General features: G+C 72.4%; 12 protein-coding genes. 10 read left to right on the plus strand and 2 right to left on the minus strand.

The genetic code is table 11. The annotated features are described in order from the left end of the window. The first annotated feature begins 31 nt into the window (after positions 1–31). The gene (locus DSZ44_RS00980) at positions 32–802 is read left to right on the plus strand and encodes a cyclase family protein (RefSeq protein ID WP_110850725.1); all 771 of its coding nucleotides are present in this window, start codon (positions 32–34) and stop codon (positions 800–802) included. Between the two features lie 5 nt (positions 803–807). Continuing rightward, positions 808–2,436, plus strand: coding sequence for a thiamine pyrophosphate-binding protein (locus tag DSZ44_RS00985; protein WP_110851282.1), 1,629 nt, complete (start codon positions 808–810; stop codon positions 2,434–2,436). A gap of 18 nt (positions 2,437–2,454) precedes the next feature. Here DSZ44_RS00985 and DSZ44_RS00990 read toward each other — a convergent pair whose 3' ends face one another. Then, on the minus strand, positions 2,455–3,549 hold the full coding sequence (locus DSZ44_RS00990) for a LacI family DNA-binding transcriptional regulator (RefSeq protein WP_110850726.1): 1,095 nt from the start codon (positions 3,547–3,549) through the stop codon (positions 2,455–2,457). Between the two features lie 152 nt (positions 3,550–3,701). On the opposite strand from DSZ44_RS00990, the gene DSZ44_RS00995 reads away from it, so the two are divergent. The 6 genes from DSZ44_RS00995 (at position 3,702) to DSZ44_RS01020 (ending at position 14,229) form a co-directional block, all read left to right on the plus strand. Next, positions 3,702–4,616: a carbohydrate ABC transporter permease gene (locus DSZ44_RS00995; RefSeq protein ID WP_110850727.1), complete on the plus strand. Its 915-nt coding sequence runs from the start codon at positions 3,702–3,704 to the stop codon at positions 4,614–4,616. Positions 4,617–4,619: 3 nt separating this feature from the next. Next, a complete protein-coding gene (locus DSZ44_RS01000) occupies positions 4,620–5,549 on the plus strand; it encodes a carbohydrate ABC transporter permease (RefSeq protein WP_110850728.1) in 930 nt (309 codons plus the stop codon). A 56-nt stretch (positions 5,550–5,605) separates the two neighbouring features. Then, positions 5,606–6,961, plus strand: a complete 1,356-nt coding sequence (locus tag DSZ44_RS01005; RefSeq protein ID WP_110850729.1) for an ABC transporter substrate-binding protein — start codon at positions 5,606–5,608, stop codon at positions 6,959–6,961. Between the two features lie 117 nt (positions 6,962–7,078). Further along, on the plus strand, positions 7,079–8,857 hold the full coding sequence (locus DSZ44_RS01010; protein ID WP_110850730.1) for a glycoside hydrolase family 35 protein: 1,779 nt from the start codon (positions 7,079–7,081) through the stop codon (positions 8,855–8,857). A 136-nt stretch (positions 8,858–8,993) separates the two neighbouring features. Further along, positions 8,994–12,872, plus strand: a complete 3,879-nt coding sequence (locus DSZ44_RS01015) for an RICIN domain-containing protein (protein WP_110850731.1) — start codon at positions 8,994–8,996, stop codon at positions 12,870–12,872. A 136-nt stretch (positions 12,873–13,008) separates the two neighbouring features. Then, a complete protein-coding gene (locus DSZ44_RS01020; protein ID WP_110850732.1) occupies positions 13,009–14,229 on the plus strand; it encodes an amidohydrolase in 1,221 nt (406 codons plus the stop codon). On the opposite strand, the gene DSZ44_RS01025 is transcribed toward DSZ44_RS01020, so the two are convergent. Then, the gene (locus DSZ44_RS01025) at positions 14,205–14,627 is read right to left on the minus strand and encodes a VOC family protein (RefSeq protein WP_110850733.1); all 423 of its coding nucleotides are present in this window, start codon (positions 14,625–14,627) and stop codon (positions 14,205–14,207) included. The genes DSZ44_RS01020 and DSZ44_RS01025 overlap by 25 nt on opposite strands. Positions 14,628–14,765: 138 nt before the next feature. On the opposite strand from DSZ44_RS01025, the gene DSZ44_RS01030 reads away from it, so the two are divergent. Continuing rightward, a complete protein-coding gene (locus tag DSZ44_RS01030) occupies positions 14,766–15,236 on the plus strand; it encodes a VOC family protein (RefSeq protein WP_110850734.1) in 471 nt (156 codons plus the stop codon). Positions 15,237–15,310: 74 nt separating this feature from the next. Further along, positions 15,311–16,342: a sigma-70 family RNA polymerase sigma factor gene (locus tag DSZ44_RS01035; RefSeq protein WP_110850735.1), complete on the plus strand. Its 1,032-nt coding sequence runs from the start codon at positions 15,311–15,313 to the stop codon at positions 16,340–16,342. The last annotated feature ends 253 nt before the right edge of the window (positions 16,343–16,595 follow it).

Raw genomic sequence — 16,595 nt, forward strand, 5'->3', positions numbered from 1 at the left:
GACCCGGCCCGACCGTCGAAGGAGACCTTCCATGCCCGTCCTCACCGACCTGCTTGCCGCCCTAAGGACCGGCGCGGTGGAGGTCGTCGATCTCACCGCGCCCCTCACCTCGCAGACGCCGATCCTCGAGCTGCCCGAGCAGTTCGGCCAGACCGCGCGCTTCGAGCTCGAGGAGATCTCCCGCTACGACGACCGCGGGCCGGCCTGGTACTGGAACAACTTCCGCACCGGCGAGCACACCGGCACCCACTTCGACGCCCCCAACCACTGGGCCAGCGGCCGGGACCTCGCAGACATCGCCTCGGTACCCGTCGGGGTGCTCGTCGCGCCCGCCGTCGTCCTCGACGTCACCGCGCAGGTGGCCGCCGACCCCGACTTCCTCATCGAGCGCGAGCACATCGACGCCCTCGTCGCCGAGCACGGCCCGCTGCCCGAGGGCGGCTGGCTGCTGTGCCGCACCGGCTGGTCGGCGCGCACGAGCCAGGAGGACATGATCAACCGCGCCGACGACGGCCCCCACAGCCCCGGCATGTCCGTCGAGGCGGCGCGGTGGGTCGCGGAGGAGAGCCCGCTGCAGGGCATCGGGGTGGAGACCGTCGGGACGGACGCCGGCGCGGCGGGCGGCTTCGACCCGCTCTTCCCGTGCCACCACTTCCTCCTCGGCAACGGGAAGTACGGCCTGTCCCAGCTGCGCAACCTCGACCGGCTGCCGGTGACCGGCGCGATGGTCGTCGCGTCCCCGCTCAAGATCGAGGGCGGGTCCGGGTCTCCCACGCGCGTCCTCGCGCTCGTCGAGCACTAGCCGTGGTGCGCGTAGCGGAGGTCGTCGGACGGACGCTCGTGGCGTGCGGGGTCGACCACGTCTTCGGCGTCGTCGGCTCGGGCAACTTCCACGTGACGGGCGCGATGATCGACGCCGGGGCCCGGTTCGTCGCCGCCCGGCACGAGGGCGGGGCGGCGACGATGGCCGACGGCTACGCGCGCACGGCCGGCGCGCCCGCGGCGCTCACCGTCCACCAGGGCTGCGGGCTGACGAACGCGCTCACCGGCATCGCCGAGGCGGCCAAGTCCCGCACCCCGCTCGTCGTCCTCGCCCCCGAGGCCGTCACGCTCACCTCGAACTTCCACGTCGACCAGGAGGCGCTCGCCTACGCCGTCGGCGCGGTGCCGCTGCGCATCACCGACCCGGCCACGGCCGCGGAGGAGACGGCCGCCGCCGTCGCCATGGCGTGCCACGAGCGCCGCACCGTCGTGCTCAACCTGCCGCTCGTCGTCCTGGACGCGGAGGTCGAGGAGACCCCGCTGCCCGGGCCGAGCGTCCCACCGCCCGCCCGGGCCGTCGCCCAGGGCGACCTCGAGCGCCTCACCGCCGCCGTGCGGGCCGCGCGCCGGCCGGTGTTCGTCGCCGGGCGCGGCGCCCGCTCCGGGCCGGCCCGTGACGCGCTCGTCGCGCTCGCCGACACGTCCGGCGCGCTGCTGGCGACCTCCGCCGTCGCCAAGGGGCTCTTCCACGACCAGCCGTGGTCCCTCGACGTCTCCGGCGGCTTCTCCTCCCCGCTCGCCGCCGAGCTCATCGCCGGCGCGGACCTCGTCGTCGGCTGGGGCTGCGCGCTGAACATGTGGACGATGCGCCACGGGCGCCTCATCGGGCCGGGCGCCACCGTCGTCCAGGTCGACGACACCCCCGAGGCGCTGGGCATGCACCGCGAGCTGAGCTTCGGCGTCGTCGGGGACGTCGCGGCCACCGCCCGCGGGGTCGAGCGGCTCCTCGGCAGCCACCGCAGCGAGGGCTACCGCAGCGCGGAGCTGCGCGAGCGTCTCGACACCGGGCTGCGGTGGCGCGACGTGCCGTACACCGACACGTCCGACGGCGAGCGGATCGACCCGCGCACCCTCACGTCCGCGCTGGACGACCTCCTCCCGCGTGAGCGCGTCGTCGCCGTCGACTCCGGCAACTTCATGGGCTACCCGGCGATGTACCTCGAGGTCCCCGACGAGCAGGGCTTCTGCTTCACCCAGGCCTTCCAGTCCATCGGGCTGGGCCTGGCGACGGCGATCGGTGCCGCCCTGGCCCGCCCCGACCGGCTGCCCGTCGCGGCCCTCGGGGACGGCGGGGCGCTCATGGGGGCCGCCGAGCTCGACACAGTACGCCGCCTGGGGCTGCCGATGGTCGTCGTCGTGTACAACGACGACGCCTACGGCGCCGAGGTCCACCACTTCACCGGCGAGGACCACGCGACCGTCACCTTCCCACCCACGGACATCGCCGCCGTCGGCGCCGGCTACGGCTTCGAGGCGGTGACGGTGCGCGGGGTCCAGGACCTCGCGCCGGTCCGCGCCTGGCTCGAGGGGCCGCGGGACCGGCCGCTGCTCATCGACGCGAAGGTCGTCGCCGACGAGCCCGCGTGGTGGCTGGCGGAGGCCTTCGGGCACTGATCGGGACCGGGGCCTGCCTCAGGCCCCGGGCGGCGGCGCGGTGCTGCTGCGGACCACCAGCTCGACGGACAGCAGCACCCGTTCGCCGGGACGCTGCCCGCCGTCGATCTGGTCGACGAGCATCTGGACGAGCCGCTCACCGATGAGGTGGAAGTCCTGGGCCACCGAGGTCAGGGGCGGCCAGAAGTAGCCCGCCTCCGGGACGTCGTCGAAGCCGATGACCGACACGTCACGGGGGACCTGGAGCCCCGCCTCGTACAGGGCGCGGTACAGGCCCAGCGCCATGAGGTCGTTCGCGCAGAACACCGCCGTCACGTCGCCGGCGGCGACGTCCTGGGCGATCCGGGCCCCCACCGTGTGCCCGGCGGCCGCCGTCCAGTCGCCGCGGTACGGCGGCGGTACCGGCCGTCCGGCCGCCTGCAGGGCCTGGCGCCAGGCGGTCTCGCGCTCCACGGCGGGCAGGGAGTCGGCGGGGCCGGCGAGGTGGCTGACAGTCCGGTGCCCCAGCCCCAGCAGGTGCTCGACGGCCTGACGTGACCCGGCGTCCTGGTCGGTGGCCACCGCGGGGTGGTGCCCGGCGAAGTGGGAGTCGGAGACGACCACCGGGATGTGCGGGGGCAGGCTGAGGTCCTCGGGCGTACTCGACTCGGCGCGGATGATGATGAGGCCGTCGATGGCCATGTCCGCGAGTCCCGCCACGGCCTCGCTCACGTCCTCCGTGGTGGGGGTGCGGACGTCCACGAGCGTGACGCCGTACCCACCCTGGCGAGCGGCGTCCAGGACGGCATCGACGGTGAAGGACTCACCGGTACGGCCGAGCTGGTGGGCGATGACGCCGATGGTGCGGAACGCCCCGTGCTTGAGCGCGCGGGCGGCCGAGTTGGGGACGTAGCCCACCTCGTCCATCGCGGCCAGGACGCGGTCACGGGTCTCGGGACGGACGCCGGGGTAGCCGGTGGACACCCGGGAGACCGTCTGCGCGGACACCCCGGCGACGGCGGCGACGTCGCCGATCGAGGGCGCGGTGCGGCGGCGACGTCGGGTCGATGCAGGCGTGTCGGTGGACGAGCGCCGGCGCGGCTGGCCGCTGACCGGATGCGTGTCGAGACTCATGCCAGCCCCCTGCGGCTCGGTGTCGGCGGGCGTCCTCGCCCGGGTGCCCGGATTGGGCGTCTGCGGAAGATGTTGACAGATTCTGTTCGGTAGTGCCAGAGTACCTCCCAGCGATGTTTACGTAAACATCTGGTTGGCACGAAGGAGTGGACATGGCGATCCCCGCAGCACCGGCAGCTGCAGTCGTCCCGGTGCGCCGGGTCCGGCGACGGTCATGGCGGCCCTGGACGTTCATCGGCCCGTTCATGCTCGTCTTCGCGCTGGTCTTCCTCGCCCCCATCGCGTACTCGATCTTCATCAGCCTCTTCCGCGACCAGATGGTCGGCGGCTCGGTGTTCGTCGGGCTGGAGAACTACAGCCGCGCACTGAGCGACCCGCAGTTCTGGTCCGCCCTCGGTCGGGTCAGCGTCTTCCTGCTCGTCCAGGTGCCCGTCATGCTCGGCATCTCGCTGTTCGTCGCCATGGCCGTGGACAGCGCCCGTCTGTACGGCTCGAACTTCTTCCGGATCTCGATCTTCCTGCCGTACGCGGTCCCCGCCGTCGTCGCCGCACTCATGTGGGGCTTCATGTACGGCACCCGCTTCGGTCTCGTCGGCAACATCAACGACGCCTTCGGAATCTCGCTGCCGGCCCCGCTCTCGCCGGAGTTCGTGTTGCTCGCGATCGGCAACATCGTCACCTGGGAGTTCGTCGGCTACAACATGCTGATCTTCTACTCCGCGCTGCGCGTCATCCCCGCCTCGCTGTACGAGGCGGCGGAGATCGACGGCGCCGGCCAGTGGCGCGTCGTCCGCTCCATCAAGCTCCCCGCGATCCGCGGCGCACTCGTCATCGCGACGATCTTCTCCATCATCGGCAGCTTCCAGCTCTTCAACGAGCCGAGCATCCTGCAGAGCCTGGCGCCCAACGCCATCACGACGTACTTCACCCCGAACCTGTACGCCTACAACCTGTCCTTCTCAGGACAGCAGTACAACTACGCCGCGACCGTCGCGATCATCATGGGTCTGGTCACCATGGTCGTCGCCTACGCCGTCCAGCTTCGCGGCATGCGCCGGGAGGCCTGAGCCATGAGCACCGACGTCACCACCACGCCGCCCTCCACCGCGCGGCGCCGTCGTCTCACGACGCTGCGCCCCCGCGTCGGCTCGCGCGAGCGCCCCCGCCGCAGTGCCGTGCTGACCGCGGTCACCGGCATCGTCCTCGTCTACAGCCTCGTGCCGCTGGTGTGGCTCTTCATCAATGCGACGAAGACGCAGGAGGGTCTCCTGTCCTCCTTCGGGCTCTGGTTCGCCGGGGACTTCGCGCTGTGGGACAACATCGTCCAGACGGTCAGCTACGACGACGGCATCTTCCTGCGCTGGTTCGCCAACACCCTGCTCTACGTCGTCGTCGGTGCGGGCGGTGCCACCTTCCTCGCGATCATCGGCGGCTACGCCCTGGCGAAGTTCGACTTCCCCGGCAAGCGAGGCGTCTTCGCCGTCGTCATCGGAGCGATCGCGGTCCCGGGGACGGCGCTGGCGGTCCCCACCTTCCTCATGTTCAGCCGCATGGGCCTGACGAACACCCCGTGGGCGGTGATCATCCCCTCGCTGATCTCGCCCTTCGGGCTCTATCTCATGTGGACCTTCGCCTCGGAGGCGATCCCCACAGAGCTGCTCGAGGCGGCACGGATGGACGGCGCGGGGGAGTGGCGCACCTTCCTCTCGATCAGCCTCCGCCTGCTGTCGCCAGGGGTCGTCACGGTCGTCCTCTTCACCACGGTCGCGACGTGGAACAACTACTTCCTGCCGCTCATCATGCTCAAGGACCCCGACTGGTACCCCCTGACGATCGGGCTCAACGCCTGGAACGCCCAGGCGGCCACGGCGGGCGGCGAGGCGATCTTCAACCTCGTCATCACCGGATCGCTCCTGACGATCGTGCCGCTCATCGCCGCGTTCCTCCTCCTCCAGCGCTACTGGCAGTCCGGGCTGGCTGCCGGAAGCGTCAAGGAGTAGCTCCTCACCCGGCTCTCGCAGTTCCACCAACCCCCAATGAAGTGAGAGGTCACCCCATGTCCCGTACCCCATCGCGCCGCGCCGTCGCCGGCGTCGCGCTCGTCACGTCAGCGGCACTCGTGCTCGCCGGTTGCGGCTCCGACGCCGACGACGACGCCGGCACCGGTGCGACCGCGCCCGCCGGTGACGTCGACCTCGAGGCCGTCCTCGAGGAGGGCGGCTCCCTCACCGTCTGGGCCTGGGAGCCCACCCTCGAGCAGGTCGTGGAGGACTTCACGACCGAGTACCCGAACGTCGAGATCGACCTGGTGAACGCCGGGACCGGCAACGACCAGTACACGGCGCTCCAGAACGCGATGGCCGCGGGCAGCGGGGTGCCGGACGTCGCGCAGGTCGAGTACTACGCGCTCGGCCAGTTCTCCCTCTCCGGTGACCTCGCCGACCTCTCCGCGTACGGCGCGGGGGAGCTCGACGGCACCTTCACCCCCGGGCCCTGGGCCGCGGTCTCCACCGGTGGTGGCATCTACGGCCTCCCCATGGACTCCGGTCCCATGGCGATGTTCTACAACGCCGACCTCTTCGAGGAGCACGGCATCGAGGTGCCCACGACGTGGGAGGAGTTCCGCGAGGCGGGCCGCACCCTCAAGGAGGCCGACCCGAGCCTGTACATCACCAACGACACCGGTGACGCGGGCTTCACCACGAGTCTCATCTGGCAGGCGGGCGGGCAGCCCTTCCAGGCGGAGGGGACCGACGTCACCGTCGACCTCGCCGACGAGGGCAGCACGACCTTCGCCTCGTTCTGGGACACGATGATCGACGAGGAGCTCGTCGCCCCGATCAGCTCCTGGAGCGACGAGTGGTACCAGGGCCTGGGCAGCGGCTCCATCGCCACCCTCGTCATCGGCGCCTGGATGCCGGCGAACCTCGAGTCCGGTGTGCCCGCGGGCTCCGGCTCGTGGCGCGTGGCTCCCATGCCGCAGTGGGAGGACGGCGGCAGCGCGAGCGCCGAGAACGGCGGCAGCTCCCTCGCCGTGCCGGCGGCGAGCGAGAACCCCGAGCTCGCCTACGCGTTCCTCGAGTACGCCAACGTCGGCGACGGCGTGCAGACCCGCGTGGACCTCGGTGCCTTCCCGGCCACCACCGCGCACATCGAGGCCGAGGAGTTCCTCAACGCCGAGTTCGAGTACTTCGGCGGCCAGCAGGCCAACCAGGTCTTCGCCGAGTCCGCGGCCAACGTCGTCGAGGGGTGGCAGTACCTGCCCTACCAGGTCTACGCCAACAGCATCTTCAACGACTCCGTCGGCCAGGCCTACGTCTCCGACACGACCATCGCCGACGGCCTCGCCGCCTGGCAGGACGCGATCGTCACCTACGGCAACGACCAGGGCTTCAGCGTCACCGCTCCCTGACCCCCGCCCCGGGGACGCGTCCACCACCCGGTGGGCGCGTCCCCGCACGCCCGCACGAGCGGGAACCCGCCCACGAGGCTCGGCCCTGCCCTGCCCTGAACCATGCCAAGAGGAACGATGACCAGCTTCGAGATCGGCCAGGAGCACTTCGTGCTGGACGGCCGAGAGCACCAGATCATCTCCGGTGCGATGCACTACTTCCGCATCCACCCCGACCAGTGGGCGCGGCGCATCGCGACGGCCAGGGCCATGGGCCTCAACACGATCGAGACCTACGTCGCCTGGAACTTCCACGCCCCCCGGCGCGGTGAGTTCCTCCTCGACGGTCAGCGGGACCTCGCGCGGTTCCTGCGCCTGGTGCAGGACGCGGGGATGCACGCGATCGTCCGTCCCGGACCCTACATCTGCGCCGAGTGGGACAACGGCGGGATCCCCGCCTGGCTGCTGGCGGACCCGGACGTGCAGATGCGCCGCGACGAGCCGCGCTACCTCGCCGCGGTCCAGGAGTACATGGACGCCCTTCTCCCGGTGATCGCGCCCCTCCAGGTGCACGAGGGCGGACCGGTCCTCATGGTCCAGGTCGAGAACGAGTACGGCGCCTACGGCGAGGACAAGGTCTACCTCCGCAAGCTCGCGGCCATGCTCCGGGACGGTGGCATCACCGTCCCGCTCTTCACCTGCGACCAGGCGGAGGACGGGATGCTGACCCGCGGCGGCTTGCCGGAGCTGCACCGCACGGCGACCTTCGGCTCCCGCAGCCTCGAGCGGCTGCAGACTCTGCGCCGCCACCAGCCCACCGGCCCGCTCATGTGCATGGAGTACTGGAACGGCTGGTTCGACGCCTGGGGCGAGGACCACCACGTCACCGACCCCGACGGGACCGGCGAGGACCTGCGCGAGCTGCTCGCCTCCGGCGCCTCCGTCAACCTCTACATGGTCCACGGCGGCACGAACTTCGGCTTCACCAGCGGGGCCAACGACAAGGGCAGCTACCGCCCCACGATCACGTCCTACGACTACGACGCGCCCATGGCCGAGGACGGGACACCGACCCCCAAGTACGACGCCATGCAGGCTGTGATCCGCGGCCACCGCGGTCTCGGACCCGAGCCCGTCGCGCGCCGCGCCCCCGCCCCCAGCGTCCACGTCCCCGCGCCGACGGCGTCGGTGCCGCTGTGGTCCTTCGTCGACCGCCACGAGGCGTGGCAGGAGCACGACGACGCCCCCACCCACGAGCAGATCGGCGCCCTGTCCGGCTTCTCCTGCTACCGCACGTGGGTCGACCTGCCCGAGTCGGCACTGCTGACGATCGGCGAGGCCCGCGACCGCGTCCAGGTCTTCTGCAACCGCATGCCCGTCGGTGTCCTCGACCGCGCCGAGGGCGGGCGGGCGCTCGCGCTGCCCGCCGGCGGCCGGACCACCCTCGAGCTCGTCGTCGAGGACCAGGGCCGCGTCAACTACGGCCCGCGCATCGGCGAGCCCAAGGGCGTCATCGGTCCCGTCCTCCTCGACGGCGAGCCGCTGCGCGGCTGGCACGCGGCCGCGCTCCCGGTGGACGAGTGGGCCGTCGAGCTCGCCGGTGCCGGCGCGAGCGGCGGCAGCGCGGCGCGCGGCCCCGGCCTGGCCGGGCCGTCCCTGTCGCTGTGGGAGCTGGAGGGCCACAGCCCGGCCGACCTCTTCCTCGACACCTCCGGCCTCGGCAAGGGCGTCGCCTGGTTCAACGGATGGAACCTCGGCCGCTACTGGGGCAAGGGGCCCCAGCACACCCTCTACGTCCCGGCGCCGCTCGTGCGCGAGGACCGGAACTCGCTCACCGTGCTCGAGCTGACCGGCGCGGCCGACGCCGCTGCCCGGTTCGTCCCGGGTCCGAGGTGGTCGACCACCACCGCCGACTGAGCCGGCCGCGTCCGCACACCGGGGCCGGCGCACCGCTGGTGCGCCGGCACTCCCCGCAGGCGTCGCGGTGACGCCCGCCCGACACACACTTCCCGGCGCCTCGGCGTCACATCAACGACGAACGGAAGGATCGAACATGACAACGATGCCACGATGGCGCAGGGGGGTGGCGCTCACTGCGGGCGCAGCCCTTGTCGCCGGTGGTGCCCTCGCGGTCGACGCCGGCTCGGCGCCCACCGCACAGGCGGCGACGGACGGGGTCACCGTGACCCCGAACCCGTGGTACGCCGGGGCACCCTTCGAGGGCTGGGGGACCAGCCTGGTGTGGATGGCCAACGCGACCGGTGGCTACCCCGACGAGCTGCGCGAGGAGCTGTACCAGGCCGTCTTCGGTGACGACGGCCTCGACCTCAACATCGCGCGGTACAACGTCGGCGGCGGCCACGCCTCGGACGTCACGGACTACCTGCGCCCCGGTGGCGCCGTCGAGGGCTTCTGGGCCGAGGACACCACCGGTGAGCTCTACGGGGCCCCGACGACCGTGGCCAACCGCCCGGCGGTGCTCGACGCCTGGGACCCGGACAACCCGGAGCACTACGACTTCACGGCGGACCCCACGCAGCGCTGGTGGGTCGAGCGGCTGGTGGAGGACGAGCGGATCTCCCACTGGGAGGTCTTCGCCAACTCCGCGCCGTACTTCATGACGGAGAGCGGCTACGTCTCCGGCGGGTTCGACGGCAACGCCGAGAACCTCAACCCGGCGGCGATGGAGAAGTTCGCCGGCTACCTCGTCACGGTCTCCGAGTTCCTCGAGGACGAGTACGGCCTCGACGTCGCCACTATCGACCCGTTCAACGAGCCGAACACCAACTACTGGTCCACCCAGCTGGGCCCGGACGGCAACCCGACGGGCGGCCGCCAGGAGGGCATGCACGTCGGCCCGCAGCGACAGGTCGACATGATCGCCGCGCTCGACGATCGGCTCTCGACCGCCGAGACCGACGCCGTCATCTCGGCGATGGACGAGACGAACCCCAGCACCTTCGCCCGCAACTGGAGCGCTTACACGCCCGAGGCCCGCGCCGCGGTCGAGCAGATGAACGTCCACACCTACGGCACCGGTGACCGCCGGGTCGTGCGTGACCTCGCGAAGTCGGCCGACACGAGGCTGTGGCAGAGCGAGATCGAGGGCAACTGGTACAACAACGGCTTCAACCCCGCAGCCATCGAGAACGGCCTGGGCATCGCCGAGCGCATCCAGAGCGACCTGCGCGAGCTCGAGCCGGGTGCCTGGGTCATGTGGCAGCCGGTCGAGGACCTCTACAACATGGAGCCGACCGGGGAGAACCTCAACTGGGGCTCGATCTTCATCGACTTCGACTGCGCTCCCGGCGAGGACGGCGTCTGGCGCTCGGCCCGCCGCGTGGCCGACGCTGACGGCGACCTCTCCGAGGTCCCCGAGTGCGAGATCATCGTGGGCACCAAGTTCGCCGCGGTCCAGCACTTCACCCACTACATCGAGCCCGGTGACCGCATCATCGCCACCGACTCCACCGCGACCACCGCGGCCGTCTCCGAGGACGGCGAGAGCGTGACGCTCGTCTACCGGAACACCGCCGCGGAGGCACGCGACCTCACCGTGGACCTCACCCGCTTCGCGGAGGTCGCGCCGGACGCCACCGTCCGCACGGTCACCACGACCGCGGGCACCGAGGCCGACCCGCTCGCCAACGCGCTCGTCGAGGATGCCGTGCAGCCCGTCTCCGGTGACGAAGCCACCGTGGAGGTGCCGGCCCAGTCCATCACCACCGTCGTCATCGACGGCGTCTCCGGCGTGGCCGACGACGCCGCCCCCGTCACCGACGGAGGCACCTACCAGCTCGTCGGCGCCCAGAGCGGCAAGCCGCTGAGCGTCGGTGAGACCCACGCGACGGTCATCCGGTCCAGCGCGACCACTCCTGAGGAGGTGGCGGACCAGCTCTGGACCGTCCACGAGGCTCCGTCGGACGTGCGTTCCGACGTCCGTCCCTACGTGCTGACGACGGCGGACGGTCGCGTTCTCGGCGCCACCGCCGCCGGCACGGACCTGCGGGACATCTCCGTCGAGGAGGCGCAGACGACGAGCCAGACCCGGTGGATGCTCACGACGGAGGACGGCCGCACCTGGTCCCTCGTCAACGAGGCGCTCAGCCAGGCCATGGAGGTCAACGGGCAGTCCACCGCGGACGACGCCCAGGTGGGCACGTGGAGCTCCGGCGGAGGGGCGCACCAGCGCTGGACGGTGCGCGACACTGCCGCGACCGGCAGCCAGCAGGTGGAGGTCAGGACCCTGGCCGGCATCGCGCCGACCCTGCCGCAGACGGTCGTCCCCACCTACGCGTGGGGCACCGGCCAGCCGGCGCCCGTCGCGTGGGACCTGCCTGGTGCGGACGTCTGGGAGACCACGGGCGAGGTCGTCGTCACGGGGACCGCGACCGACGTGTACGGCAACGAGGTGGCCGCGCAGGCGGTCGTCGTCGTCGGTGGGCACACGATCACCGACCCGGTGTCCGTCACCGTCCGGACCGGGGTGAGCGTCGAGGCGGTCGCCGCCGCGGCGCCGCAGACCGTGCCCGCACGGACGGGCGCCTCGCTCATCACCTTCCCGGCGGACGTCGTCTGGGACTTCACGGACGTGACGGCCGAGGACCTCGCGGAGGTCGGCGTCGTCACCGTCCCCGGCACGGCGCAGTCGAACGACCCCGACGTCGAGCTGGACGCGACCCTGTCCGTCGTCGTCGCCGAGCCTGCGCCCTTCAACATCGCGCCGCTCGACTCGACGTCGGTCTCCGCGACCTTCACCGAGCCGGGCTACGACGTCAACAAGACCCGTGACGAGGTGCTCGGTGACAAGGCCTGGTCGAACTGGAGGAGCGGGACCAAGAACGCGTCCGACACCTTCACCTACGAGTTCGACGAGGTGGAGGACCTGCACGCCGCGACGATCCACTTCTACCGCGACGGCAGCCACCTCTCGTGGGGACAGAGCGTCTCGGCCGAGTACCTCGACGCCGACGGCGCGTGGCAGGCGGTCCCCGGCTACGAGGTCCCTCAGCCGGTCGTGGCGCCGGAGGACGGCACCGCTCCCGTCGTCACCCTGGACCTCTCCGACACGGTCGGGACCACGGGGCTGCGGGTCGTGATGAACGCCCCGGAGAACACCCACATGATCGTCTCCGAGGTCGAGGTCATGGCGATGGGACCGGGGGTCGCGTCCGTCGCGGACCTCGCCGCGCTGCGCGTCGACGGGTCCTCGGTGCACGGGTTCGCCCCCGACGTTACGGAGTACTCGGTGACCGTGGAGGGTGAGCGCCTGCCCGTGGTCACGGCCTTCGCCGTCGACGAGGCCGCCACCGTCGAGGTGGTCCAGCCGACCACCGAGAGCCCCCGCGCCGTGGTGAGCGTCGTGTCCGCGGACGGTGAGGTCAGCCGGGAGTACACCGTGGACGTCGAGCGGCAGCTGGTACTCACGCAGCCCCAGCTCGTCGGAGAGGTCGTCGAGGGCCGGGTCGTCACCGCTCACGTCGAGTCCAACCCCGCCGACGCGGAGCTCACCTACCGGTGGCTGCTCGACGGCACCGTCCTCGAGGGCGTGAGCAGCCCCTGGCTGCTCCTCCCGGACGGCACCGCCGGCTCCTCGGTCCAGGTGATCGTCAGCGCCGCCGCGGACGGGTTCCTCCCGGCCGAGGCCGCCTCCCAGGAGTACGTCGTGGCTGCCGCGCCGACCGGGACGCCCGGTGAGGACGACGGCGGCTCGACGCCGCCTCCGGGCGACGGCGAACCCGGTGAGGACCCGACGCCGGGCACCCCGACGGACGGCGAGGACGGCGAGGACGGTGCGGCCGACGAGGACGAGAAGCAGGGCGGCGCCCTGCCGTCCACCGGCGCCGGTGACGTCGCTGCGCTCCTCCTCGTGACCCTGTTCCTGCTCGGTGGAGGCACGGCGCTCGCGCTGCGCCGCCGGAGCACGAGCTGAGAAGCCCGCGGTAGTACGGAGGGGCCGGTGGTACGTCACCGGCCCCTCCCACGTCCCGCCCGGTCGCGCAGCGCGGCCTTCGGGCACTGACACCGGCCGTGGGACGATTGCCGCACCCACGTCAGCAGGAGGACCGATGGATCGCGCAGAGCTCGCGACGTCCGGCGGCACGCGCGCCGCGATCGCGCAGGCCGTCACCCGCCACGCGGAGGCCGCGGTCTCCCTGGCCCGCGCGATCCACGAGTGGCCCGAGCAGGCCTTCACCGAGCACCGCGCCGCGGCCGCCATCACCGAGCTGCTCGCCCGCGAGGGCTTCGCCGTCAGGCACGGGGTGGCGGAGATGCCCACCGCCTTCACCGCCACCGTGGGGGAGGGGCCGCTGACCGTCGCGATCTGTGTCGAGTACGACGCCCTGCCGAACGTGGGCCACGCCTGCGGCCACAACCTCATCGCGGGCGCCGGCGTGGCCGCCGCGCTCGCGCTGCAGCCGGTGGCGGCCGAGCTGGGACTGCGCGTCGTCGTCGTCGGCACCCCGGCCGAGGAGCACGGCGGCGGCAAGGTGCTCCTCCTCGAGCGCGGCGTGCTCGACGACGTCGACCTCGCCCTCATGGTCCACGCCCTGCCGGCGGGCCACGGCTTCAACCCGCAGGGCACGACGACGCAGGCCGTGGGCCGCTACCGCGCCACCTTCCGCGGCCGGGGGTCGCACGCGGCCGCCGCCCCGCACCGCGGGGTCAACGCCGCCGACGCCGCCGTCGTCGCCCAGGTCGCGATCGGGCTGCTGCGCCAGCAGATCCCCGGGGACCACCGGGTCTCCGCCGTCGTCGCCCACGGCGGGGACGCGACGAACATCATCCCCGAGACCGCGATCGTCGACTTCGAGTGCCGCGCGTTCACCATGCCCGAGTACGAGAGCCTGCTCGAGCGGGTGCGCCGCTGCTTCGAGGCCGGGGCCCTCGCCACCGGCGCCACCCTCCAGGTGGCGCCCACCGAGCCGGTCTACGAGCCCCTCGACCACGACGACGTCCTGTGCCGCCACTGGGCGGGCGCCCTGGAGACGCTCGGCTACGACGCCGCCCCGAACAGCGGCCCGCGCGGAGGGTCCACCGACATGGGCAACGTCTCGCGCGTCATCCCCTCGATCCACCCGTGGATCAGCCTGCCGAACACCGAGGCCGCCATCCACACCGCCGACTTCGCGCGCGCCGCCGACGAGGACCCCGCCTACGACACCATGCTCGACGCCGGGACGGCCATGGCCCTGACCGTCGCCTCGGTGGCCGCGTCCGCGCAGGACGTCGCCGCGCTGCGCGCGCGCCGCGCCGAGCTCGCTCAGACCGCCGCCGGCGCCATGTAGAGGAGCTCCCAGATGTGGCCGTCGGGGTCGGTGACGGCCGCGCCGTACATCTCCTCGCCCTCCGGGCCGGTCATCTCCCCCTGCTGGACCGGGTAGGCGTGGCGGGCGCCGCCGTGCTCCAGCGCCGCGGTGACGAAGGTGTCGGTCTCCTCCCGGGTGGCCATCGACAGGCACGAGATCACCTGGGTGGTCTCGCGGGGGTCGGCGATCGGGGTGGTGACGAAGTCGGCGAAGCGGGCGTGGTCCAGGGCCATGACGTAGATCGTGGGGGACAGGACGACGCACACGCAGTGCTCGTCGGAGAACGTCTCGTTCACCTCGAACCCCACGCCGGTGTAGAAGCGGCGCGTGGCCGCCAGGTCCCGGACGGGCAGGTTGACGAAGATCATGCGGTCCATGGCGGTGTCCTCCCTCGGTGGGCGGCGCGGTGCCGCCTCACCCGTGACCGACCCCGGCCGCCCGCGGAACTCGTCGCGGGCGGGGGCGATGAGTTCCGGCGTCGTCCCCGGTCGGTAGCGGGGACGAGAGGAGCACCCATGCCCGACATGAGTACCTGCCTGTGGTTCGACACCGAGGCGCTGGAGGCCGCGGAGCACTACGTGTCGGTCTTCCCGCGTTCGGAGATCGTCGAGGTGATGCGCTGGGGGGAGAACAACCCCGAGCAGGCCGGGGAGCCGCTGTCGGTGTCCTTCCGGCTCGACGGACGGGACTTCCTGGCCCTCAACGGCGGACCCGGACGCCCCTTCACCGAGGCGGTGTCGATCATGGTCGGCTGCGCGGACCAGGCGGAGGTGGACCGCTACTGGTCGCGGCTGCTCGAGGGCGGCGGGCGCGAGTCGATGTGCGGCTGGCTCGCCGACCGCTACGGGCTGTCGTGGCAGGTCGTGCCCACCCGGCTGCTCGAGCTCATGCGTGACCCCGACCCCGCGCGCGCCGGCCGCGTAGCCGCCGCGATGATGCAGATGGTCAAGATCGACCTCGCCGAGATCGAGCGGGCCGCCGCATGAGCACCGTCGTCGGCACCCGTCGGACATGGCAGGGAGGGGTGACAGGCCCCGACGGCGGGATCTACCGTCGGGACATGGTCGCCTCACAGACCGAGCAGCCGACGACGGCGCTCGCCGACCCGGACCGGCCCGAAGTCACGGCAGGCGACGTCGCCGAGCTGCTCGAGCCGCTGCGCCGGGAGATCCTCGCCCACTGCTACCGGATGACCGGGTCGGTCCACGACGCCGAGGACCTCGTCCAGGAGACCTACCTGCGGGCGTGGCGCGCCTACCACGGCTTCGAGAACCGCTCCTCGCTGCGCACGTGGGTCTTCCGCATCGCGACCAACGCCTGCCTCACCCACCTCGAGGGCCGCAAGCGCCGTCCCCTGCCCACCGGCCTGGGTGCGCCGGCCGCGGACCCGCGCGACCAGCCGCTGCCGGAGACGGCCGTCTCGTGGCTCGAGCCGATGCCCGACGACCTCCTGTGGTCCCAGCACCAGCCCGACCCCGCGGCGCAGGCGGTGAGCCGGGACAGCGTCCGGCTGGCCTTCGTCGCGGCGCTGCAGCACCTCACCGCCCAGCAGCGCGCCGTACTGCTCCTGCGGGACGTGCTCGCGTGGCGCGCGCGGGAGGTCGCCGAGGCGCTGGACCTCACCGTCGCCGGGGTGAACTCCACCCTCCAGCGGGCCCGTGCCCGCCTCGCGGACATCGACCCCGAGGAGCCGCCGCGGCTGCCGGACGACGAGCGCCGCCGGGCGCTGCTGCGCGCCTACGTCGCGGCCTTCGAGGCCTACGACGTCGCCGCGATCGTCGACCTCCTCGCCGCGGACGTGGTGTGGGAGATGCCGCCGTACCCGGAGTGGTACCGCGGCGCGCGGAACGTCGGCACGCTCATCAGCACGTGGTGCCCCGCGCAGCGGGCGGGCGACATGCGGATGCTGCCGACCTCCGCCAACGGCGAGCCCGTGCTGGCCCTGTACATGCGCGAGGAGGACGGCGTGCACCGCGCCTTCCAGCTCCAGCACGTCGTCCCCGGGCCGGACGGCGTGGCCCGGGTGACCGCGTTCTTCGGCCCCGAGCTCTTCGCCCACTTCGCCCTCCCGCCCGAGCTCCCGAGGCGGTAGCGGGCCGGCTCCACCGCTGGGCCGCGCCGGCGGGGAGTGGTGTGCGCGGGACGTTCAACTGATCCACCTGGTGAATCAGTCTGACGGCCCAGGACGAGGCGCCCGGGCGCCGCAGCCCCTTCGACCATGCTTCTCCTCGTCCACCGTGCGCCCGGTCTACCGGGCGCACGGTGGCCTCGAGGGCGCAGGGTGGGGCGGCGGGCAGCCGGCGGGCTGCCGGCCGGCGGGCTGCCGGCCGGCGGGGCGGTGGGTG

It is taken from the genome of Georgenia satyanarayanai (genome assembly GCF_900116375.1).
GTDB lineage: Bacteria > Actinomycetota > Actinomycetes > Actinomycetales > Actinomycetaceae > Oceanitalea > Oceanitalea nanhaiensis.

Excerpts from the sequence above, each read along its gene's own strand:
- DSZ44_RS00980 (WP_110850725.1), top strand. The coding sequence starts at position 32 with ATGCCCGTCCTCACCGACCTGCTTGCCGCCCTAAGGACCGGCGCGGTG.
- DSZ44_RS00990 (WP_110850726.1), bottom strand. The coding sequence starts at position 3,549 with ATGAGTCTCGACACGCATCCGGTCAGCGGCCAGCCGCGCCGGCGCTCG.
- DSZ44_RS00995 (WP_110850727.1), top strand. The coding sequence starts at position 3,702 with ATGGCGATCCCCGCAGCACCGGCAGCTGCAGTCGTCCCGGTGCGCCGG.
- DSZ44_RS01000 (WP_110850728.1), top strand. The coding sequence starts at position 4,620 with ATGAGCACCGACGTCACCACCACGCCGCCCTCCACCGCGCGGCGCCGT.
- DSZ44_RS01005 (WP_110850729.1), top strand. The coding sequence starts at position 5,606 with ATGTCCCGTACCCCATCGCGCCGCGCCGTCGCCGGCGTCGCGCTCGTC.
- DSZ44_RS01010 (WP_110850730.1), top strand. The coding sequence starts at position 7,079 with ATGACCAGCTTCGAGATCGGCCAGGAGCACTTCGTGCTGGACGGCCGA.
- DSZ44_RS01015 (WP_110850731.1), top strand. The coding sequence starts at position 8,994 with ATGACAACGATGCCACGATGGCGCAGGGGGGTGGCGCTCACTGCGGGC.
- DSZ44_RS01020 (WP_110850732.1), top strand. The coding sequence starts at position 13,009 with ATGGATCGCGCAGAGCTCGCGACGTCCGGCGGCACGCGCGCCGCGATC.
- DSZ44_RS01025 (WP_110850733.1), bottom strand. The coding sequence starts at position 14,627 with ATGGACCGCATGATCTTCGTCAACCTGCCCGTCCGGGACCTGGCGGCC.
- DSZ44_RS01030 (WP_110850734.1), top strand. The coding sequence starts at position 14,766 with ATGCCCGACATGAGTACCTGCCTGTGGTTCGACACCGAGGCGCTGGAG.
- DSZ44_RS01035 (WP_110850735.1), top strand. The coding sequence starts at position 15,311 with ATGGTCGCCTCACAGACCGAGCAGCCGACGACGGCGCTCGCCGACCCG.